The 22,397-nt window shown below is 39.2% G+C and carries 19 protein-coding genes; 4 read left to right on the top strand and 15 right to left on the bottom strand.

Features of this window, described 5'->3' with window-relative positions; translation table 11 throughout:
- Positions 1 to 476: 476 nt before the first annotated feature.
- The 6 genes from AB1471_RS15985 to AB1471_RS15960 all read right to left on the bottom strand — a co-directional run bounded on the left by AB1471_RS15985 (position 477) and on the right by AB1471_RS15960 (position 10,418).
- A complete protein-coding gene (locus AB1471_RS15985; protein WP_367780766.1) occupies positions 477 to 2,267 on the bottom strand; it encodes an L-lactate permease in 1,791 nt (596 codons plus the stop codon).
- 568 nt (positions 2,268 to 2,835) lie between these two features.
- Entirely contained in the window at positions 2,836 to 3,612 is a 777-nt protein-coding gene (locus AB1471_RS15980; RefSeq protein WP_367780765.1) for a fumarylacetoacetate hydrolase family protein, read from the bottom strand.
- Positions 3,613 to 3,712: 100 nt separating this feature from the next.
- On the bottom strand, positions 3,713 to 5,116 hold the full coding sequence (locus tag AB1471_RS15975) for an FAD-linked oxidase C-terminal domain-containing protein (RefSeq protein ID WP_437342376.1): 1,404 nt from the start codon (positions 5,114 to 5,116) through the stop codon (positions 3,713 to 3,715).
- A 102-nt stretch (positions 5,117 to 5,218) separates the two neighbouring features.
- Positions 5,219 to 6,550, bottom strand: coding sequence for a (Fe-S)-binding protein (locus AB1471_RS15970; RefSeq protein ID WP_367780768.1), 1,332 nt, complete (start codon positions 6,548 to 6,550; stop codon positions 5,219 to 5,221).
- A 31-nt stretch (positions 6,551 to 6,581) separates the two neighbouring features.
- Positions 6,582 to 7,886, bottom strand: coding sequence for an FAD-binding oxidoreductase (locus AB1471_RS15965; protein ID WP_367780763.1), 1,305 nt, complete (start codon positions 7,884 to 7,886; stop codon positions 6,582 to 6,584).
- A gap of 351 nt (positions 7,887 to 8,237) precedes the next feature.
- The gene (locus AB1471_RS15960) at positions 8,238 to 10,418 is read right to left on the bottom strand and encodes a malate synthase G (protein WP_367780762.1); all 2,181 of its coding nucleotides are present in this window, start codon (positions 10,416 to 10,418) and stop codon (positions 8,238 to 8,240) included.
- 201 nt (positions 10,419 to 10,619) lie between these two features.
- Between AB1471_RS15960 and AB1471_RS15955 the strand changes: the two genes are divergently transcribed.
- Entirely contained in the window at positions 10,620 to 11,510 is an 891-nt protein-coding gene (locus tag AB1471_RS15955) for a LysR family transcriptional regulator (protein WP_367780761.1), read from the top strand.
- Positions 11,511 to 11,912: 402 nt separating this feature from the next.
- On the opposite strand, the gene groL is transcribed toward AB1471_RS15955, so the two are convergent.
- A complete protein-coding gene (gene groL / locus AB1471_RS15950; RefSeq protein WP_367780760.1) occupies positions 11,913 to 13,544 on the bottom strand; it encodes a chaperonin GroEL in 1,632 nt (543 codons plus the stop codon).
- 70 nt (positions 13,545 to 13,614) lie between these two features.
- Positions 13,615 to 13,902 carry a co-chaperone GroES gene (gene groES, locus AB1471_RS15945; protein WP_367780759.1) on the bottom strand — a complete coding sequence of 96 codons (288 nt, stop codon included), beginning with the start codon at positions 13,900 to 13,902 and terminating at the stop codon, positions 13,615 to 13,617.
- Between the two features lie 331 nt (positions 13,903 to 14,233).
- Here groES and AB1471_RS15940 point away from each other — a divergent pair, with 331 nt between their 5' ends.
- On the top strand, positions 14,234 to 14,986 hold the full coding sequence (locus AB1471_RS15940; protein ID WP_367780758.1) for a CPBP family intramembrane glutamic endopeptidase: 753 nt from the start codon (positions 14,234 to 14,236) through the stop codon (positions 14,984 to 14,986).
- Complete coding sequence (locus tag AB1471_RS15935; protein WP_367780757.1) at positions 14,983 to 15,186, top strand: YdiK family protein; 204 nt, start codon at positions 14,983 to 14,985, stop codon at positions 15,184 to 15,186. The genes AB1471_RS15940 and AB1471_RS15935 overlap by 4 nt, the downstream gene beginning before the upstream one ends.
- Before the next feature lie 24 nt (positions 15,187 to 15,210).
- On the opposite strand, the gene tatC is transcribed toward AB1471_RS15935, so the two are convergent.
- Genes tatC through AB1471_RS15920 form a run of 3 tightly spaced genes read right to left on the bottom strand, consistent with a single transcriptional unit; the run spans position 15,211 to position 16,926 of the window.
- Positions 15,211 to 15,993 (bottom strand): twin-arginine translocase subunit TatC, encoded by a 783-nt coding sequence (gene tatC / locus AB1471_RS15930; protein WP_367780756.1) that lies wholly within the window; start codon positions 15,991 to 15,993, stop codon positions 15,211 to 15,213.
- 18 nt (positions 15,994 to 16,011) lie between these two features.
- Positions 16,012 to 16,188, bottom strand: a complete 177-nt coding sequence (locus AB1471_RS15925) for a twin-arginine translocase TatA/TatE family subunit (RefSeq protein ID WP_367780767.1) — start codon at positions 16,186 to 16,188, stop codon at positions 16,012 to 16,014.
- Between the two features lie 60 nt (positions 16,189 to 16,248).
- Positions 16,249 to 16,926, bottom strand: a complete 678-nt coding sequence (locus tag AB1471_RS15920; RefSeq protein ID WP_367780755.1) for a redox-sensing transcriptional repressor Rex — start codon at positions 16,924 to 16,926, stop codon at positions 16,249 to 16,251.
- A 267-nt stretch (positions 16,927 to 17,193) separates the two neighbouring features.
- On the opposite strand from AB1471_RS15920, the gene AB1471_RS15915 reads away from it, so the two are divergent.
- Positions 17,194 to 19,134 carry an ABC-F family ATP-binding cassette domain-containing protein gene (locus AB1471_RS15915; RefSeq protein ID WP_367780754.1) on the top strand — a complete coding sequence of 647 codons (1,941 nt, stop codon included), beginning with the start codon at positions 17,194 to 17,196 and terminating at the stop codon, positions 19,132 to 19,134.
- Between the two features lie 382 nt (positions 19,135 to 19,516).
- Here AB1471_RS15915 and tsaD read toward each other — a convergent pair whose 3' ends face one another.
- Genes tsaD through tsaE form a run of 4 tightly spaced genes read right to left on the bottom strand, consistent with a single transcriptional unit; the run spans position 19,517 to position 22,125 of the window.
- Positions 19,517 to 20,530, bottom strand: a complete 1,014-nt coding sequence (gene tsaD, locus AB1471_RS15910) for a tRNA (adenosine(37)-N6)-threonylcarbamoyltransferase complex transferase subunit TsaD (RefSeq protein WP_367780753.1) — start codon at positions 20,528 to 20,530, stop codon at positions 19,517 to 19,519.
- Entirely contained in the window at positions 20,527 to 20,976 is a 450-nt protein-coding gene (gene rimI / locus AB1471_RS15905; protein ID WP_367780752.1) for a ribosomal protein S18-alanine N-acetyltransferase, read from the bottom strand. Before rimI ends, tsaD begins: the two co-directional genes overlap by 4 nt.
- Positions 20,969 to 21,676: a tRNA (adenosine(37)-N6)-threonylcarbamoyltransferase complex dimerization subunit type 1 TsaB gene (tsaB, locus tag AB1471_RS15900; RefSeq protein WP_367780751.1), complete on the bottom strand. Its 708-nt coding sequence runs from the start codon at positions 21,674 to 21,676 to the stop codon at positions 20,969 to 20,971. The genes rimI and tsaB overlap by 8 nt, the downstream gene beginning before the upstream one ends.
- Entirely contained in the window at positions 21,673 to 22,125 is a 453-nt protein-coding gene (gene tsaE / locus AB1471_RS15895) for a tRNA (adenosine(37)-N6)-threonylcarbamoyltransferase complex ATPase subunit type 1 TsaE (protein ID WP_367780750.1), read from the bottom strand. Before tsaE ends, tsaB begins: the two co-directional genes overlap by 4 nt.
- Positions 22,126 to 22,397 lie beyond the last annotated feature (272 nt).

Genomic DNA, 22,397 nt, shown 5'->3' with positions numbered 1-22,397 from the left:
CCCAACAAGTTGCCTAATGATATAACCTGTCTAACTTTTTGGGGTCACTTCAGTAGCTAGTATACAAGGCGGCCTTTGCTATGAATTTGATTATTTAACCTCTGTGAACGTTATTCCGATTTCAGTTACATAGAATCCATTTAGAACTTGAGATCCTGCATGAGCATCGACCATTTGTAGATTGGAAATAAAGTCACGATGCTTATAAAAAAGATGCGATGTTTACAAAACAGATGCGACGTTTTTACCTTTTGGATATGGTTATCAAAAAGGTGGGATAGAGAATCACAGAAATGATCAAACTTTTTTATGAAAATTAAGCGATCAATTTAAAGAGAAGCACCCATTTTGATTTAAAACGAGTTCTTTTTCCTTCTTTTAAATCAACGTTTCTGGAACAATCAAACTTTATTCCAAACCAACATCAGAAGGTGCTTTTGCTTGATTTATTTTAAGAAGCCACACTTGTAAAGTCCTTACTTCGCTGATTTAAACGTTCGTTCATAGGTATTCGGGATCACTGGGAGTCGATTCTTGTTTGAAGCGATAATATAAATCGCAACCGAACTAATAATAGCAACAATAATCATTCCAATGTTTAGCATGCCTTTTTCCGATGTCCAAACAATCGAATATCCCAGAGCACCAGCAAAAGTAGTGTAGTAAAAGAATGGTATAAGGGTTTTTCTGATTATATTCCCTTCTTTACCAACTAAGCCTACCACTGCTGAAGCAGCAACTACGTTATGCACACAAATCATGTTTCCAGCTGCTCCACCGACTGCCTGTAGAGAAACCATCCATAATGAATCTACACCTATCTGTGAACCAACCTCGTATTGAAACAAGGAGAACATCATATTACTTATCGTGTTACTACCTGCTATAAAGGCTCCCATCCCCCCGATAAAAGGAGCAAATAACGGCCAAAGTTCACCTGATATTGCCGCAACTCCGTTTGCTAATACAATCGGCATTTGTTCATATCCAGCTGCTCCCCCATCAGAATTGAGAAACACCTGAACCATAGGAACTGTAAAGACAAGAGCAGTTGATGCTGCAATGATCGTCTTTCCAGACTGAGCCCATGCTCTTTTATATGCCCCCTTATCCATTTGATGAATGACAAAAGTGATGAGAGACACAAGAATAAAAATAGTTCCAGGTAAAAAAAGAGGCTGGAAACTAGCACTAATGTCCGTTCCGAATATATTGGTAATAGATACAGTCCACGACTGTACCCATTCTAGAAATGGTAGCGTTTCTAACCTTGTTGCAACTAAAAAGATCCCTATTAAAATATATGGCGTCCATGCACGGACCATGGACATCTTTCCACTTTTATGGGCGATGTCTTTAATTTCAATTTGACCTGTCCATTCAGGGTCCCATTTGGACTTCTCCTCAAAATCCCAACACTCTTCTTTCGGAGGCATTAGAAACCCCCTTTTAGCTGCTGATACCACAATGATTAGTCCCACTAAACCACCTATCATGGAAGGAAATTCTGGACCTAATAAATTAGCAACAAGTACATAAGGAATCGTCATTGCAAAAGCGGCAAATAAAGCAAATTTCCATACTTGTATCCCTTCACTAAAGGATTTGTTTTTACCAAAAAACCTGGTCATGATGGCGACAACAAATAAAGGAATAAGCGTACCGGCAATCGCATGGAGGATGGCAACTCTCCCACCAACAAGGGTAACTAGAGATAGAAAGTTATCCGTAATACTTAAATCAGCAGCTAGACCTGTCTGAACACCTACTATAATTGGAGTACCCACAGCACCAAAAGATACCGGTGTACTTTGTATGACCATTCCAGCTACTACTGCAGCCATTGCCGGAAATCCCAATCCAACAAGAAGCGGCACAGCAACAGCGGCAGGTGTACCAAAGCCAGCCGATCCTTCAATAAAAGAACCAAATAGCCATGCAATGATAATGACCTGAATACGTCTATCTGGGGATATACCGATAAACCCTTCTCGAATGGTTTTAATCGCACCACTTTCTTGTAATGTATTTAATAACAGGATCGCACCAAAGATGATATAAAGAAGTGTACCAGCGACAACCAATCCATTGACAGAGGCAGCAGCAACTGTGGCTCCAGGAACTTTCCAAACAAACAATGCCAACACAATGACAACGATGTATGAAATCGGCATCGCCTTGCTTGCTGGCCATCTAAGCCCTACAAGGAAAATACCAACAGCAGCAATCGGTAATAGTGATAATAACGCTAATACTCCTGTGCTCATCATCAATCCTCCAATGTATAATTTCGTTTGACACTACTAAGAAATTTTTAAAACCACCTTCGTTTCTGTTTTACGACAAAAAACAATTTTCTTTAGAGTTAGTGAAAAGCCACGCACGTTCATTTGTAAGGAAGGAATGCTGAAGGCATGAGCTATGCGCTCAGGCGGAAGTTTTGGCTACTTCGGATAGATCCTTCTATGAAAGGATTTCCGAAGTTGAAGAAAAAACACTATTTCGAAACAATACACCACGTTGAGGGGCAAAACATAAATCTTAATCACTTTTTATTAGATTTTTTTATTATATTTACTATAAGTAAAACAACTCCTACTAAAATTACTAGCCAAACAATTATTGGCAGGAAAAGCGTTAAGTTTTCCAAATTTGATCCTCCCTCCTGTCGGATCGAACGGTAAAAAACTAAGTTATGCGACTGACATAATAACTAAATGACCCTATATTTCATGTTGAATTCGTGCCAATTATGTAGGATGGGCGTTTGTCATCGAAAGCTTTATTCGGACTAAAACTACAGTCTAATGAATAGTGTTCTGAGGACCTTTAAGACTAGGAACCTATTGAAACAGAGGTTTTAACTGTCGTATTTTTTAACGTACCTATCTCGTCAATTTTACATTCCACAGTATCTTTATCTTTTACAAAATCGGCACCTACAGGACTCCCTGTCAAAATGACGTCTCCAGGTTGAAGTGTCATCACACTAGATAAGTAAGAAATCATATTTTTCAATGGTACAATCATAAGATCTGTGGGGCTGTTTTGTTTTTCTTCTCCGTTGACCTCTGCTTTCACATAAACTTCGTCTGGATCTAATGCTGTTTCAATGAATGGACCGAGCGGCGTAAAGGTGTCAAAAGATTTTCCTACTGTCCAGTGGCCATGGCTATGGAAAAATTGCGGGGCTGTAACGTCATTCCCAATCGTGTATCCAAAAATATGATCAAGTACATTCTCCGTTGAAATATTTTTTGTTTCTTTCCCTATTACGACTGCTAACTCTGATTCAAATTTAACTTCATTAACGGAGTCTGGAATAATGATATTTTCACCTGGGCCGATAATAGAAGAAGCTGGTTTAAAAAAGAATACAGGTATCTCTGGCAAACGATCAGGAAGTTCATCCTTCTTACTAACATAATTAGCCCCGATACCTATTATGTTATTGGGCACTATTGGAGCCAATAATTCCAATTGTTCAAGTTGTAACACAGTTCCTGTATACTCCCAATCTCTGAATATATCTCCTCTTAACACTTTGACTCCATCAACAGTTACTACACCCGAATGAACTTCATTGTCGTATTTAAATCTAGCAAACTTCATATTCCTCTCTCCTATCTGAAAATATATTGTCAAAATTATATTAATGATTCATTGATAAACCTTGATAGATGAACCTTAACCTCTTCTACCATTTCTCCAATTAATTTGTTGCAATCGTGTCGTTTACAATTTTTCTCACATCCATACAACGGCTCGGTGTCGGAAATAGTTTTCCACGGTTAAGTAAGTCCATTGGATTGAATACTTCGCGGATTTGCGTTTGTGCGTCCAATTCTTCTTCTGTAAAGATAAAACGCATTTCCTCTTTCTTCTCAATTCCTACACCGTGCTCTCCTGTGATCGTTCCTCCGACGTCAGCACACGCTTTTAAACAAGCTGTTCCGACCTCTAGCGCTTTTTCTGTTTCTCCTGGTACCCTAGAATCGAATAAAATGAGTGGATGAAGGTTTCCATCCCCTGCATGAAAAATGTTCGCTATCCTTAAACCTGAGTCCTTACTAATTTCAGAAATACGATGAAGCACTTGCGGAAGTTGACTACGTGGAATGACCCCGTCCTGAACCAAATAGTCTGGTGAGATGGCCCCCATCGCTCCAAAACCCGTTTTTCGGTTCGCCCACCATCTACCTCTTTCTTCTTCATTGTGAGCAACTTTTACTTCTCTCACGTTTCTTTCTCTGCAGACCTTTAAAATTTCCTCAATTTGCTCATCGATCCCTGCTATAATTCCATCAACTTCAATCAGCAACAACGCTTCTATATCATCTGGATGCCCTACTGGATAAGCTCCAGCTTCTACTCCTTCAATCGCTGTTTTGTCCATCATTTCAAGTGCCGCTGGAACAATTCCAGCCGATATAATATCCGAAACAGCATGGCTGCCGTCCTCTACTTTATCGAAGTAGGCAAGGACCGTTTGCTTCCCTTCTGGACTTTTCAAAATACGGACTGTGATTTTCGTAACGATACCAAGTGTTCCTTCAGAACCAGTCAACAGCCCCATCAAGTCATAACCTGGGATGTCAGGAATACCATTTTCACTGATTTCAATAATTTCTCCGTTTGGTAAAACGACTTCAAGACCTAGAATATGGTTTGTTGTTACACCGTATTTTAAACAATGTGCTCCCCCAGCATTTTCAGCAACATTTCCCCCGATCGTACAAACATATTGGCTTGAGGGGTCCGGAGCATAATAATAACCCTTGTTCGAAATCGAGTTTGTTAATTTCAGATTGACAAAACCCGGTTGGACAACTGCCTGACGGTTTTCAAAATCGATACTCAATAAATTTTTCATTTTTACTAAACTTATGATCACTTCGCCATTAAGTGGGATTGCCCCTCCACTGAGTCCTGTTCCAGCCCCACGAGCTAGGAAGGGGACTTTGTTCGCGCAACAATACTTCACTATGTCTGCTACTTCTCCTGTGTTATGTGGAAATACGACTGCCATCGGTAGAGATTTATGAATGGTAAATCCATCACAGTCATAGGATAATAAATCTTCCTTTTCAAAAAGGATGGCCTTAGGACCTACGATCTTTGCTAGCGCGTTATGGTGCTGATTGTCATATTGTTTTTTCTTCTTTTTGGCTAAAAACAATTGCATTCACTCCTTTTGAGTTGATGCTTTTCTTTCACCTTATCTATTGGCTTCATTTCTATCTTTTTGATAAGCCCAATCTAGTAACTGGACAGTGTGTACAATTGCTTCTTTTCTACCGTATTTCTGTACACCCATGGCCATTTGAAGCATACACCCGGGATTGCCCATTGAGATCGCTTCTATATCATCTGGAACATTTTCCATTTTTCTTTCTAAGACGGCACCTGCCATTTCAGGGTTGGTGATATTATAGATCCCCGCACTGCCACAACAAGTGTCAGCATTTGTCATTTCAACATATTCCACTCCAGGAATATCTTTTAAAAGCTGACGTGGTTCATGTCGTACTGACTGACCGTGGGCTAAATGACAGGCGTCGTGATAGGTGATCCGTTTATTCATGGTACTTTTAGGCTTTTCATAGCCGGTGTTATACAAGTATTTAGAAATATCTTCTATTTTATCTGAGAATTCCACCGCTTTTTCTACCCAGCCAGGCTCATTTCTTAGTAATTCGGGATATTCTTTTAACGCACACCCACACCCTGCGGCATTGACCACAACTTTGTCAGCATCTTGAAAAGCCTCGATATTTTTTTTTGCAAGCTTTTTCCCTGTTTCACGGTCCCCCGCATGTACATGAAGGGCACCACAACATGTTTGATTCTTCGGAATGACTACTTCATTATCGTTATGTGTCAACACATTAATAGTAGATTCGTTGATGTCGCTGAACATCACATCCATGATACAACCTGTGAGCATAGCAACTCTGGCTTTTGGTATCCCTTTTGCAGGGATGATATCCACGTCCTTGTATTTTTTTTGTACGGACTGCTTTACTTCTGGCATGATCGATTCCATATCAACCAAGTGATTAGGCATAACACGAAGTGCGCCTGATTTACGAACTACTTTTTGAAGTCCACTCTTTTGGTAAAATTGCAGAAGTCCACCAACTGCATTCAATCGGTTTTGATGTGGAAATAAATCTCTTAGGAAAAAATGACTGACTGCCCCTTTCCATCCTTTCAAAGGCAGGGCTTGTCGAACTTGCCCTCGTGCTTCTTCAATCAAGCCCCCGACATCAACATCTGCGGGACAAGCTGTCGTACACGCACGGCAGTCCAGACACTGGAAAACGGGATCCATGAATTGTTCATTGACTTCGATCTTTCCTTCCGCAACAGATTTAATTAAATGGACACGTCCACGGGGAGAATGCTGCTCCTGCCCAGTTTCGAGATAAGTTGGACACGATTCTAAACACATACCACAATGGACACAATCAGCCCACTTCTCTTCATCTGGATGATCATCCCATAAGTAATTGCTTAAACTTGTAGATTTACAAGGTGGTGACAACATTGAAGGTGCATTTTTTTCTTTTATAGACAATTTATATCCCCCCTAAAAACCGCTGGTGGTTCAATATATTTCTTCGATCCACCTTTCTTTTAATGCCTTCCATTAGGAAAAAGTAAGAAGGGTTGTCACCCCAGACATTCATTTCCTCACGAAGTTTATACGGAAGATGTTTTAAAATGACATAACCTTTCTTCTTCGCAACGATCTCACGCAATTGAAAAATAGCAGACTTAATTGCTTCCTCTTGCCCTGATATAGTAAAATGGCTTATCCCATGTCCAAGGCCACCATGTGCCTCAATGTCTAAGCGATTTTCAATGTGAATGCCTTGGCTCTCTTTCATAATGTCCATCACATCCATATTTTTGCTTCCTATTTTGAGCGCTACCTTCGTCACTTCTATTTCTTTATCATTTAGACTGTTTGGTGCTAGATTTGAAAAGCTATTCCAAAATTCCCGAGCTTTATTTAAGGTCAGGATCTTTGTTACAGCGGATACTGGCTTATGTTTTTCAACCCACTCTTCCTGGTAATGGACGGCATTTTCCACATCTTCAAAGGCGATCAGCAGTGTATATTCCTCACGGTTTACTACCTTTTTGGAAAGAGAGGAATTAACTAATTCTAGGGAAACAGGCTCGATCATAGAGTTCTGGATTTTCACTGCAAAGGATTTCAATTCTTCGATGTCTTCTTCAGGTACAGACACAAGGACAAGACTTTCATATTTTGGTATAGGGCGAAGCTTCAAAGTGACTTCGCAAATGACTCCTAATGTACCCATCGATCCAATGAACAGTTTATTCATATCGTAACCTGCTACATTTTTAACAACCTTTCCACCTGTTCGTATGATTTCTCCATCCGGATAAGCCACTCTTAGTCCGATAACTAAATCTCTAGCTGATCCGTATCCCATACGTTTGGTACCGCTTTCATTTGCGGCGATAACTCCACCTATCGTAGCCTGATCTGGCCAGCTCGGATCGATAGCAACCATTTGATCATGCACACGTAAGTAGTTTTGCAGATCTGAAATTGTCGTGCCTGCCTTAACCGTAATCGTCATATCACCGACAGTGTGCTCCACAATTCCTTTGTAGTCTGCCAATGAGAGAATAAGATCGTAAGTTTCTTTTAAACCACCATAACTACGTTTTGTTCCTCCAGCTAAAATAGAAACTTTTTTTCCATGATGGTATGCCTCTTTAAGAATCTCTGAAATTTCATTTTCACTTTTTGGTGAAATGATAGAAGAACTATTATTTCCATACTTTTCATTAAATAACATAGTTGAATCACTGGATTCTACCTGCGTAATATCGTGTACTTTCACTTTACACACCCCTTTCGTTTTTTATCGTATTTAAAAATCCCCACACTCTCGAAGGTTGACTGATTTCTTTAAGCATGTTTTTCATTTTATTACTGCTAAGAAAGCTCATTTTAATTTTAATCATACTGGTTTCTAACATGTAGGGAGATCACTCATCGCCTATCTGATATGTACTTCCATTAAATCATTTCCATTTTTTATTTTCAATTAATTTTTAAACTTTTCTGAATATTTTAAAGGAGAAAATCTTAGGACTTTTGTTTCTAAAAATCTCACCACAGGAATCAATTGAATTTTCTTCATCACAAAAGGAACCACTAACTTTACAGTTAATGGATCCAGTTGTTGTCATTATTTTTGAACGAATTCCTTAGACTTCGCTTGCAAACGGCGTTGGTGTAAAATGGGTTCTGTATAGCCGCTTGGTTGATCGTATCCTTTAAAAATCAAATCACATGCCGCTTGAAAGGCTATAGAATGATCGTAATCATCCGACATTCGACAGTAATCAGCATCTTCGGCATTCTGTTCATCCACCACTTTAGCCATCCGTTGTAACGTCTCTAATACTTGTTCCTTTGTGCATATTCCATGGTGTAGCCAGTTTGCTATGTGTTGACTGGATATACGGAGGGTCGCACGGTCTTCCATCAGTTCTACATTGTTTATATCAGGCACTTTGGAGCAACCAACTCCATGTTCTACCCAACGAACAACATAGCCAAGAATTCCTTGCGCATTGTTATCTAATTCTTCTTGTATTTCTACATTGCTCCAATTTGGATTGTCTGCTACTGGGATGCGCAAAATATCGTCCTGGTAATCAGTAGAGATGTTGGATAATTCATGTTGCATTTTTAAAACGTCCACTTGGTGATAATGAAGGGCATGCAACGTAGCCGCAGTTGGTGAAGGAACCCAAGCTGTATTCGCCCCCGCTTCAAGCTGACTCCCTTTTTGATTTAACATTTCTGCCATCATGTCCGGCATAGCCCACATACCTTTACCTATTTGAGCCCTTCCCTGGAATCCGCTATCCAGTCCAACACGGACATTTGATTGCTCATAGCCCTGTAGCCATTGCGAACTTTTCATTTCATTTTTCCGGATCACCGGACCCGCTTCCATTGAAGTATGAATCTCATCTCCTGTTCTGTCTAAAAATCCCGTATTGATGAAAGCAACCCTCTCTTTTACTTTACTAATACAAGCTTTCAAGTTAAGAGTGGTGCGGCGTTCTTCATCCATCACACCAATTTTTAATGTATTTCGTTTAAATCCAAGCAAGTCTTCTGTCCGTTCAAATAGTTCATTGGCAAAAGCAACTTCTTCTGATCCATGCATCTTAGGCTTTACGATATAGACAGAGCCCTTTGCAGAATTTTGAAATTCCCCATTTTTTAAACCATCATGTGTGGCAAGAAGTCCGGTTATCACTGTATCTAAAATACCTTCTGGAACTTCCAGACCATTCTGATCTAGCACGGCATTACTTGTCATCAAATGCCCGACATTTCTAGCAAACATGAGCGAACGCCCTGATAATGTCAATTGCTCACCGTCCACAGAGGTGTACGTACGATTGGGATTAAGTGTGCGTGTAATGGTTTTATGACCTTTTTGGAAGGAAACAGATAAATCTCCTTTTAACAGACCTAAAAAGTTACGATAAACGAGCACCTTATCTTCCGCATCCACTGCAGCAACAGAATCCTCAAAATCCATGATCGTCGTCATGGCAGATTCCATTAAGATGTCTTTTACGCCAGCATTATCTGTTCGACCAATCAGATGATTAGGATCGATTTGAATCTCTATATGAATATCATTGTTCTTCAACAACAGTGCCTCAGGTTCATCCTGCCCCCCTGAATAACCCACAAACTGTGAATTATTTTTTAATCCGGTAGTTTCCCCATTATTACTTAGTTTGGCGATCAATTGACCGCGAACAATCGTATATGCCTCTATTTCTTTGTGAGATCCCTGTTTCAATGGAACTGTTTGATCGAGAAACTCTTTAGCATAGGCGATCACTTTATTCCCGCGGATGGGATTATACGCTCCCTTGTTATCAGCGCCATCCTCTTTACTAATCACATCTGTGCCGTACAGGGCATCGTATAGGCTTCCCCAGCGTGCATTAGCAGCATTAATTGCATAGCGCGCATTATTAACTGGAACGACTAACTGCGGCCCCGCTTGAATGGCGATTTCGTCATCTACGTTTTCTGTTGTAACTTTAAAATCTTCGACCTCTTCCTCTAAATAATTCACGTCTCTTAAGAATGATTTATACAAGTCATGATCAAAGGTTTCATTTTCTTTATGCCACTCATTGATTTTATTTTGCAGCTCATCACGTTTAGCTAACAGAGATTTGTTTTTTGGGGCAAGATCATGGATGATGGTATCAATACCAGACCAGAACACATCACTTGACAATCCACTGTCTGGAATCGCTTCTACATTAATAAATTCATATAAAACCGGAGCTACTTGGAGATTACCAATTTTCACGTAGTCTTTCATCGTAAATTCCTCCTTAAATGAATGGTTCCTATTCGCTATCTCTTCCTTACCTTCTAGCTTATAATAGAAAGAACCATATCAAAAATACATATTTGGAATGTGTATTATGCTTTTTAGTTATAATGCAACCCATTCCTTTGAATCTGTCTTCAATGTGAACCAAGAGTTGATGCTGAACAATGTTTAAATAGGAGTGATTTTTTGGATATTCGTCATTTGGAGTATTTTTCAGAAGTTGCGAAGCAGTTAAGTTTTACAAAAGCTGCATCTACCTTACACGTATCTCAGCCATCCCTTAGTAAAGCAGTGAAACATTTAGAAGCAGAATTGGGCGTCCCACTGTTTTACCGGTCGAAGCAACTAGAATTAACCGATGCTGGAAAAGCAGTTTTAATCAATGCAAAAAATGTACTGGACGCTTTTAATAACTTAACTTCAGAACTAAGCGATATGATGGACTTAAAAAAAGGGGAAATCAGGATTGGTATCCCCCCAATCATCGGAGCTGCTTTTTTTTCAAAACTAATTAGTGAATATAAAGAACTTTATCCACAGGTTGAAATCATCTTAACTGAAGTCGGATCAAAAATGATCAAACAAGGGGTAGAGGATGGTTCATTGGATATCGGATTAATTTGTAATTTACCCGTCCAAAAAAATGACTTTGATATGATAAGGCTCATAAATGACCCACTAATGCTCATTGTTCACCGTGAACATGCGCTGGCAACACAAAAGGCAATCGATCTTTCAAAACTAGAAAAGGAGCCCTTTATCTTATATAGACAAGACTTCACTCTACATGATCGTATTGTTGATGGATGTTCAAAAAAAGGATTTTATCCTAATGTAGTATGTCAAAGTTCCCAAGGAGACTTCATGATTGAAATGGTCGTCGCTAAACTGGGTGTGGCTTTATTACCTAGTAAAATTGCAAAATCCATTACTGATCCTGCCATAACTACTATTCCATTAAAGCATTCTAGTATCAGCCTAGAACTCGGATTAGTGTGGAGAAAAAATAAATATTTATCTTTTGCTGTGCGGGAGTTTATTTCGATGGCTGATGAGTTTGTTCTTTTGAATGAATGAGAGGCTTTGGAGCTCAACTTGATAAAAAAACCCTGTTAAAGGAAGAAAAATACCTAAGAGAAAAATAGGCTTTCCGAGAACCATTAAACACATTTCTAATAGAATGCAACGACTTTTGAAACGTTCCACAACGGAAAAACATTTAACTCCTCATTCCTTTAGACATACCCATACTTCTTTGTTAGCTCAGGCTGGTGTTTAGTCTGCCAGCAATTATAGAGAAACTGGGGAATGACGATGAAGATACTACGAAAAAGATTTATCTTCATATTACAAAAGAAATGAAAAGAGAGGCCTCCACCAAGTTTAGTTACTTGATGAAAGACCTCTCTCAAAAAATTTGTATTCAAACATGAACATCAATGTGTAATTCAGCTCATAAAACCTTATTATGGGCTTTTATTACATCATGCCGCCCATTCCGCCCATGCCACCCATATCAGGCATTGGAGCACCAGCGTTTTCTTCAGGGATGTCTGCAACGACTGCTTCTGTCGTTAGGAACATCGCTGCAACGGATGCTGCGTTTTGAAGTGCAGAACGAGTAACTTTTGTTGGGTCCACAATTCCTGTTTCGATCATGTTTACCCACTCGCCATTTGCTGCATTGAAGCCTACTCCAACCTCTTCTTTTTTCAAGCGATCAACGATGATTGATCCTTCAAGACCAGCGTTGTGAGCGATTTGACGAACTGGCTCTTCAAGCGCACGCAACACAATGTTGATTCCTGTTAATACGTCGCCTTGTGCTTCAACCGCTGCTACTTTAGTGTATACATTTACAAGCGCTGTACCACCACCGGATACGATTCCTTCTTCAACTGCTGCACGTGTTGAATTTAGGGCATCCTCGATACGTAGTTTACGCTCTTTAAGTTCTGTTTCAGTTGCTGCACCGACTTTGATTACTGCTACTCCTCCAGCCAATTTCGCTAGACGCTCTTGCAGTTTTTCTTTGTCGAATTCGGAAGTTGATTCTTCTAGTTGATTACGGATTTGACCAACACGTGATCCAATTTTGTCCGCTTCTCCGGAACCTTCAACAACTGTCGTGTTTTCTTTTGAAACAACAACTTTTGCTGCACGACCAAGTTGAGAAATGGATGCTGATTTAAGGTCAAGCCCTAGATCTTCTGTGATCACTTCAGCGCCAGTAAGAACAGCTAAGTCTTCTAGCATTGCTTTACGACGGTCACCAAAGCCTGGTGCTTTGACAGCTACTGCGTTGAATGTTCCACGTAGTTTGTTCACAACAAGTGTTGCTAGTGCTTCGCCTTCAACATCTTCAGCAACAATCAATAGTGGCTTACCTTGTTGTACAACTTGCTCAAGTACAGGAAGCACTTCTTGGATGTTACCGATTTTCTTGTCTGTGATTAAGATATATGGATTTTCTAAAACTGCTTCCATTTTATCTGAATCTGTTACCATGTACGGTGATGCATATCCACGGTCAAATTGCATACCTTCTACTACATCCAGTTCAGTTGTGAAGCCTTTTGATTCTTCGATTGTAATCACGCCATCGTTACCAACGCGCTCCATTGCTTCAGCAATCAATTGCCCTACTTCTTCATCTGATGAAGAGATAGCTGCAACTTGTGCAATCGACTCTTTGCCTTCAATCGGTTTTGAGATCTCTTTAAGCTCAACAAGTGCTGATTGAACCGCTTTTTCAATTCCTTTACGAACGCCAACTGGGTTTGCACCAGCTGTAACGTTTTTAAGACCTTCACGGATCATTGCTTGAGCAAGAACAGTTGCAGTCGTTGTACCATCACCAGCGATTTCATTTGTTTTGCTTGCTACTTCAGCAACAAGCTTTGCTCCCATATTTTCAAATGCATCTTCAAGCTCGATTTCTTTCGCAATTGTTACGCCATCATTTGTGATCAGTGGAGAACCAAATTTTTTCTCAAGAACGACGTTACGTCCTTTAGGTCCCAATGTTACTTTTACAGCGTTTGCAAGTTGGTCCACTCCACTTAGCATTGAGCGACGTGCTTCTTCACTAAATTTAATGTCTTTAGCCATATTAGTAAAACCTCCTATTAGATATTAACGTTCATATGTTAAAAAATTATTGTTATTATAGCGTTTGGTGTTATTTACCGATTACTGCCAATATGTCATTTTCACGAAGAAGTAAGTATTCAGTTCCTTGATATTTCACTTCTGTTCCTGCGTATTTAGAGAAGATAATACGATCGTCAACAACTACTTCTAGCGCGATACGTTCGCCACTTTCAAGCACACGACCTGTACCAATAGCAACAACTCTGCCCTCTTGTGGTTTCTCTTTGGCGCTGTCTGGTAAAACGATACCGCTTGATGTTTTTTCTTCTGTTTCTACCAACTCAATCACTACGCGATCACCTAATGGTTTTAACAAGTAAAACAACCTCCTCAATTATATGTAAACTATTTAGCACTCAAACCTAAAGAGTGCTAACACAAGTATTATCATAAAGAATTCTACTTTCTTTTGCAAGTAGGAACCATTACTTTTTTTACGACAAAATTCTCAACTTAGTAGGCTAGTAGATAAATAAAGGTTGGCATGTAGCGTAGCCAGTTTGAGCTTAGTCTTGTTGTTGATCGCCGCCCTATGCCTTGATGAACGAGTTGATCCTCTTTCGTCTAAAAAGATGTTTAATTTGATGCCATCTGCTTTTATTAGTAGAATAAAATGTATCGACAAATTCATTTAAAGGAGTATGCACGTGAACCGTACCTTTCTAATTATCTTGATCGCATATATTGTCATGCAACTTTCAGGAATTGCAGGCATACCCATGTTTTATTTTATTGGGTCAAATATTTCTGACGGCGATACTGCAAAAATGTTAAACCTTGCGGCAGGTTACTGGATCTTTTTTAGCTTTTTCACAACTACAATCATTACACTTTTGCTCGTTAATAAACACGATAACCTACTTACTTTAGAAGGAAATCCCGCTACTTCTGGAAAGGTTGTTTTGTGGTCATTCTTAGGGATTTTCCTCGCTTTCTTTAGTCAAGCAATGGCAGGTTTGATCCAAACACAATTTCTTGGTATTGATGTAGAGTCAGAGAATACAGCTAGCATCATTGATCTAATGTCGTATGTACCAATTGCCGCTTTTGCGATTGCTGTGCTTGGTCCCATTTTGGAGGAAATCGTCTTTCGTGGTGTTATTTTCGGATGGTTATACCGTAAATACAATTTCTTTATTTCAGGGATGTTGAGTGCGCTAATCTTTGGTGTGATTCATATGGACTTCACACACATTTTAATGTATACTGCTATGGGCTTTGCGTTTGCCTTTTTATATGCGCATACAAAACGAATTATCGTTCCAATCATTGCCCACATTTCGATCAACACGTTTGTTGTGTTCACTCAGTTCTTTTTCGCTGATCAACTCCAAGAAATGATTGAACGAAGCGAAGCCTTATTTATTTTACTACGTGCTTGTATAGGAGGAGTGCTATGAGATCACCACTCGCTCATGGAGTTATTTACCTACTATTAGGCATTGCTTTCACTTATTTTGCTATTAATAGTGTGAATACTTCGGGTTGGGGATTATTTGCTTATCTTTTCATTGCTCTTGCTACGTTTGATATTGGCTCTGGATTACGAATGATCCTCCTCCACTTTAAAATTAAAAAACATATAAAAGAAAAAAAGTAGAGGGGCCATGGCTCCTCTACTTTTTTATGATTCGCGATCAATTCGTTCTCGTCGTTCTTGCTCTTCAATGACACGTTGTTTTGCTTCTGCTTGCATGGCTTTGCGATACCCGATTTTTGCAATCCAGAGACTAATTTCGTATAAAGCAAGCAACGGTACCGTTACAAGTAAATGCGAAAAAAGCTCGGGTGGTGTAACAAAAGCTGCGACAACAAACAGCACAAAATAAGAATATTTACGAATTTTCGACAAGAACATCGGTGTGACAATTCCCAATCGAGTCACGAAAAGCATGATAACTGGTAATTGAAACAAAAATCCGAATGGAATCGTCATTTGAAATAGAAATTCAAAAAACTCATTGATGCCAATCACTGGTACGATTTCTAATTTCTCAGACACGTTGAACATAAATCGAAAAACAAATGGAAATAAAATAAAATAAGCAAAAGAAAGTCCTAATAAAAATAGGATTGCTGATACCGGAATATAACTTAGTGTGACACGTCGCTCTTTTTCATGTAACCCTGGAGAGACAAACGACCAGAGCTGATATAAAATTAACGGAGCCGTCATGATAAACGCAACAAATAAGGTGATTTGGAAATAAATTTTAACTGGATCCGTCACCTTAAATGCGTTGAGCGTTATTTGCTGTACTTCATCGGATGATTGCAAAAATTTCATTAGAGGCTCTGCAAGAAAAAATCCGATCACAATAGCAAATAGAAAGAAAACGACTACAATAATGAGTCGTTTTCTTATTTCATTTATATGATCATGGACGGACATACCTTTCTCGTTCATATGGCCACCATCCTGTTTTTATTGCTTCTTATCTTCCTTTTTGTTGTCATCATCGTCGTCAGCTAAGCCTTTCGTTGCATTCTTGAATTCACGAAGAGTGCTCCCAGCAGCTTTACCTAATTCAGGAAGCTTCTTAGGGCCAAATATTAATAGGGCAACGACAGCGATAAATACTAGGCTAATACCACCTGGCATCATAATGATTGCACCTCCTCTTTCTTTCCTTACCATCATAAATCATTCTGCCTCAACTTGCTATTGTAATGTGTCTTCCAATTGTGACGTTTCTACGTCATCTGAGTCATAATTTTTCAAAAAGTAAATGAGTGACTGAAGCTCCACTGCTAAATCAATGTGGTGGACGCGGATATCATCCGGTACATTCAACCTTGCTGGTGTAAAATTAAGAATTCCTTTAATTTCTAACGGTATAAGTCGATCTGTTATCACTTGGGCTGGACCTACTGGCACCGTTAAGATCGCAACCTCAATCTTACTAGAGTTCATTCGCTCTTCTAACTCATCCATGGAGTAAATTGGAACATCTCCAATGGATGTGCCCGCTTTTTTCGAATCTGCATCAAAAGCCATTTCGATTTTAGTATTATTATTTTTCAAGAAATTATAATGAAGAAAAGCCGTTCCAAGGTTCCCCACACCTACCAAAATTACCTTAGTTACCTCATCTTGATCCAGCGTTTTACGGAAAAAAGTTAGAAGATAATCCACATTATACCCATATCCTTTTTTCCCTAACGCACCAAAGTATGAAAAATCACGACGAATCGTTGCCGAATCTACTTTTACCGCGTCACTTAATTCTCTAGACGACACTCGTTGTTTTCCTGAGGCATGTAAATTTTTCAAAAATCGATAATATAATGGTAGTCGCTTAGCCGTCGCTTGCGGAATTTTAATCTTCTCTTGACTCATGCACATTCTCCCCCTAATGCATTCATGGCATGACGTATAAAGGTAGCCACAACATTTTGTAGCATCTTTTGTCACAACGAAATCTGATGGCGCTTTCAATTATGAGCGTTACAGTTATTGTTACTTCGCTCTTAAAACCATTCCATTAGATCATACACTATTATTTGGGCACAGTGCAAAGATTGCAATTTTTTCACAAATCCAGTATATTGCCTTGACGTTCTTTGTTGCGATACACTAAAGGAAGAAAATTGAGGTGGCTAAACGATGATATTATTACAAGTTAATCAACTCTCTAAAGCTTTTGGTGCTGAAGAGATTCTTTCTAATATAAAGCTTGAAGTTCAAACAAAAGATCGTATCGCTTTAGTCGGGCGCAACGGTGCGGGGAAATCGACGCTATTAAAAATGATCATTGGTCAATTATCACACGACCAAGGCGAGATAATTAAACCAAAAGAAGTTTCGATGGGCTACCTTGAACAACATAGTGGCTTGGAATCAGAACTTTCAATTTGGGATGAGATGCTCCAAGTCTTTGATCATTTTAAAAAAATGGAAAAAGACCTACGATCGCAGGAGCAACAAATGGCAGATCCTTCGATTTATGAAAACCAAGAGCGTTATGATCGCTTAATGAAAGAGTACGATGAACTTCAAGTGCAATTTAAAGAAATGGGTGGTTATCAATACGAAGCTGATATTCGCTCTGTCTTACACGGTCTACGCTTCCAAGATTTTAATTACAATACGCCTATTTCATCTTTAAGCGGCGGACAAAAAACACGTCTAGCCTTGGGTAAGCTTTTATTAACGAAACCAGACGTCATGATTTTGGATGAGCCTACGAACCACCTAGACATTGAAACACTTTCTTGGCTTGAAAACTATCTACAAGGTTATCCTGGGGCTATTTTAATCGTTTCACATGACCGCTATTTCCTTGATAAAGTTGTGAATCAAGTCGTGGAACTTTCAAGGCATCGATCACGAAAATACCACGGGAACTACAGCTTTTATCTTGATCAAAAAGCACAAAACTATGAGCGTGAATTAAAAGAGTTCGATAAACAACAAGAAGAAATCATGAAAATGGAAGATTTTATCGCGCGAAATCTTGTCCGTGCGTCGACTACTAAGCAGGCACAAAGCCGCAGAAAAAAACTAGAGAAAATGGAAAAACTAAATCGACCACAAGGCGACGAGAAATCAGCAAACTTTTCATTTAGTATCGATCGACAAAGTGGCAATGATGTCTTGAAGCTACAAAACCTTTCTATCGGTTATGAAGAAGCTGTGTCATCACAACTAACTGCAGCCATTGCAAGACAGGATAATATTGCCCTAATAGGTCCAAATGGAGTGGGGAAATCTACGTTGCTGAAAACGATCGTAAAAAAACTCACCCCTCTAAATGGTGAAATACGCTACGGTTCTAATGTTACGGTTGGGTATTATGACCAAGAACAAGCAGAGTTACATTCCAAAAAAACGGTTCTTAATGAACTCTGGGACGACTATCCGATGAAAAACGAGAAAGATATACGGACGATTTTAGGTAACTTTCTATTCTCTGGAGAAGATGTGTTAAAACCAGTTTCTACGTTAAGTGGTGGGGAAAAAGCTAGACTCGCTTTAGCTAAACTCATGATGCAACAATCAAATTTTTTAATTTTAGATGAGCCTACAAACCACTTAGATCTTGATAGCAAGGAAATCTTAGAAAATGCATTAATGGATTTTCCTGGGACAATCTTATTTGTTTCACACGATCGCTATTTTATCAATCGGATTGCCACCAAGGTTTTGGAAATGTCCCTTGATGGTGCTACTGAATTTTTGGGTGACTACGATTATTACAAAGAGAAAAAGCAAGAACAGGCAGAACTTGAAGCTTACGAACTCGAAAATTCATCTTTTTCACAACAGCAAGATAAGTCGGTACAAACGGATAAAAATAAGTTTCAATTAGATAAAGAACAAAAACGAAAAGAACGTCAAAAACGTAGAAGATTAGAAGAAATAGAACTTCAAATTACAAAACTTGAAGATCAAATAAAAGAAAAAGAAAAACTATTATGTGATCCTGAAATTTTTCAAGATCACGAACGAGTTATGGAGTGTAATGCGTCAATTGAGCAAAACAAAGTCACGATGGATAGATTGCTGGAGGAATGGGCTGAGCTTGAAGAAGAATTAGTGGAATAACAAAGTTAGTTTGTGACGATTGAAAAATTATTTTCAATCGTCTTTTTTGTAAATAAACCGTTTACACTTTAAAAAAGGATTAAACTATAACAATCCACAGGGTTATACACATTACACACACCTTTCCATCGGTATTTATTTAGTTTTTCCACATTATCCACAGCTCGATCGATAGATATCCCCACCAGTCATAGATCACGACATCCCCACTTATAAATCATTTTTACACAAGTTAAATAAACTTACTAACAGGTTATACACATATTGTGAACAAGTTAAAATGTTCTTACAAATTTATAAGCTTCTCACTCACATTTATTGTTCTTTATAACAAAAACGGTCCAGCACTTTTTACATGCTAGACCGTTCAATATACCCTCTATTATCGAAGCTCTAGCCCCGGATTCGCATTTAATCCATAATCAGCTCGCTTCCCTTTTTCATAAAGCACAGTACCAGCCGCACCAATCATCGCCGCATTGTCAGTACAAAGTGATAATGGTGGAATAATCAACTCAATCCCATCCATCTCACCAAATATCTCATCAAGCTTTTGTCGCAGTCCTTTATTAGCAGCAACTCCACCAGCTATCAGTAGCTGCTTTACTTCATATTCTTTCACTGCTCTGGCTGTTTTTGTAACCAATACATCTACAACACTTTCTTGAAAGCTAGCCGCCAAATCCTCTGCATCAATGATTTCTCCACGTTGTTCGGCATTGTGAAGCGTATTGATCACCGAAGATTTTAATCCACTAAAACTAAAATCATACGATCCTTCTTCAAGCCATGCTCGTGGTAGCTTAATTTTGGGTTGTCCTTTTTGAGCAAGTCGATCGATATGTGGACCACCTGGATACGGGAGATTCAACGTTCTTGCTACCTTATCATACGCTTCACCTGCTGCATCATCTCGCGTTTCGCCAATAACTTCAAATGAGCCATGCTCCTTCATATATACAAGCTCTGTATGTCCTCCCGATACGACAAGCGACAACAATGGAAAAGACATCTCTTGGATGAGTCTATTCGCATAAATGTGGCCTGCGATATGATGAACACCTACAAGTGGGATATCATGTGCAAATGCAATTGCCTTAGCAGCATTCACACCAATAAGCAAAGCACCAACAAGTCCAGGTCCTTCCGTTACCGCAATTGCATCAACATCTTCTATATCAATTTTTGCTTGATCAAGCGCTTCCTGAATGACAAGCGTCACTTCCTCAACATGGTGTCGGGAAGCAATCTCTGGTACAACTCCACCAAAGCGTTTATGACTCTCAATTTGAGATGATACTACATTCGAAACGATTTCCGTTCCATTTCGAATAATTGCAGCTGCTGTTTCATCACAACTTGTTTCAATTCCCAATATCAACGTATCTTGTGTCATTTAAAATTCACCCACATGACTAACGCATCCTCCTGATTATCTGAATAATAATTTTTTCGAATACCACCGTCTGAAAAACCAAGCTTACGATAGAGGGATTGGGCGATGTGATTACTCACGCGAACTTCCAGAGTCATCGTCTTAGCCCCTGTTTCAATCGCCAATTTAACCACTTTCTTCATCAAAGCTTCTCCCAGCTTATGCCCTCTTAAACGAGGAACAACTGCTACATTGGTTATGTGTGCCTCGTCCATAATCAACCACAATCCACAATAACCAACAACTTCACCCTCTACTTCTAAAAGCAAGTATTTAGCAAACTGGTTAATCATCAACTCATTTTCAAAAGCTTCTCTTCTCCAAGGAACAGTAAATGATTCCTCTTCAACAGCCATTACTGAATCAATGTCTTCTATGGTCATCCACCGAAATCGAATGTCAGTCATTCACTTTACCTTGCTGTTGACGCTCAATCCACTTTGCTTCTGCTTCAGCTAAACGAATGTAATTTGGAACTAAACCATGCACTTCCCCAGGCTCCATCGCCATTCCTGCTAAACCGATTTCAGACGCTCGAGGAACATTTTCTGTCAGCGCAGAGCGCACAGCGCGATCACCCAATTTATTTTGAATTGCCTCCCAAAAAACTGCAATATCTTTACCAGTGAACAAAATCTTTTCAGTTCGTTCAGCTAACTTTTCAATCCAAGAATCCATTAAAATATTGGTGTCCTCTTCAACAGCAACAAGACCATGATTTTCAAACTGATACAAACCAGTATAGACCTGCCCTCTTCTCGCATCAAATACAGGACAAACAAGTCCATTAAAATGCCTACCAGCACCTGTAATCGCTGCCAAACTCGATACACCAACAACAGGGATATTCAACGTCCAGGCAAGCGTTTTGGCCATTGTTACCCCAATTCTAACCCCCGTATAAGAACCAGGTCCCATTGAGACCACAATTCTATCCATCTCTTTAGGTGCCAAATTTGCAGCCTTAAGCATCGTTTCAATTAAAGGCATAGCTTGAATTGAATGATTTTTCTTTATGTTTATCATCATTTCTGCAATCACTTCATCCTCATTCATTACAGCAATCGCGAGTGGAAAATTTGATGTATCAATTACTAAAACATTCATTTCATTATCTCCTTACATATCTCTTCATACCTTGTACCAATTGGTAGAAACTCAAATCGTCTCGAAAATTCACTGTCGTGAAAAATTGATATTTCTAATCGCTCTAAAGGTAATTGTTCTTCTATTATATGTGCCCATTCAACAATACACACACCTTCACCTTCAAAATATTCATCAAACCCTAAATCTTCACCATCTTCACCTAGTCTGTATACATCCATATGATACAACGGAATTCTTCCTATATATTCTTTCATAATTGTAAAAGTTGGACTGTTCACATTGCGCTCCACACCAAGTCCTTTAGCAATCCCTTTTGAAAATGTGGTTTTTCCTGCCCCCAAATCACCCTCAAGCAAAAGCACATCACCCGCCTGCAATAGGCTTCCTAGTTTTTCTGCGAAATAGGCTGTTTCATCAGGATGACTTGAATACCATTTATAGATCATTTTCTTAACTCCTTTACCATAAATCTTCACCAAACTATGAAGAAAACGAGTTTTTCAACAAAAAAAACTCACCCACTCGGAGTCAGTCTTTTGATACTTCTATTTTTAAGTGTACATTATTTTATATAAAAGGCAAAGTACAAACCACTCATCCCTTGTTAAATCAGGGGTTTATACTCTTTTTTCTCAAAAAAAATAACCATGAATGAATTCATGGAAAATGGCGGTCCCGACCGGGATCGAACCGGCGATCTCCTGCGTGACAGGCAGGC

Source organism: Jeotgalibacillus marinus (assembly GCF_040801915.1).
Taxonomy (GTDB): domain Bacteria; phylum Bacillota; class Bacilli; order Bacillales; family Jeotgalibacillaceae; genus Jeotgalibacillus; species Jeotgalibacillus marinus.
Note: the sequence above shows the minus strand (reverse complement) of the source record. Positions and strands in the feature narration are given on the sequence as shown.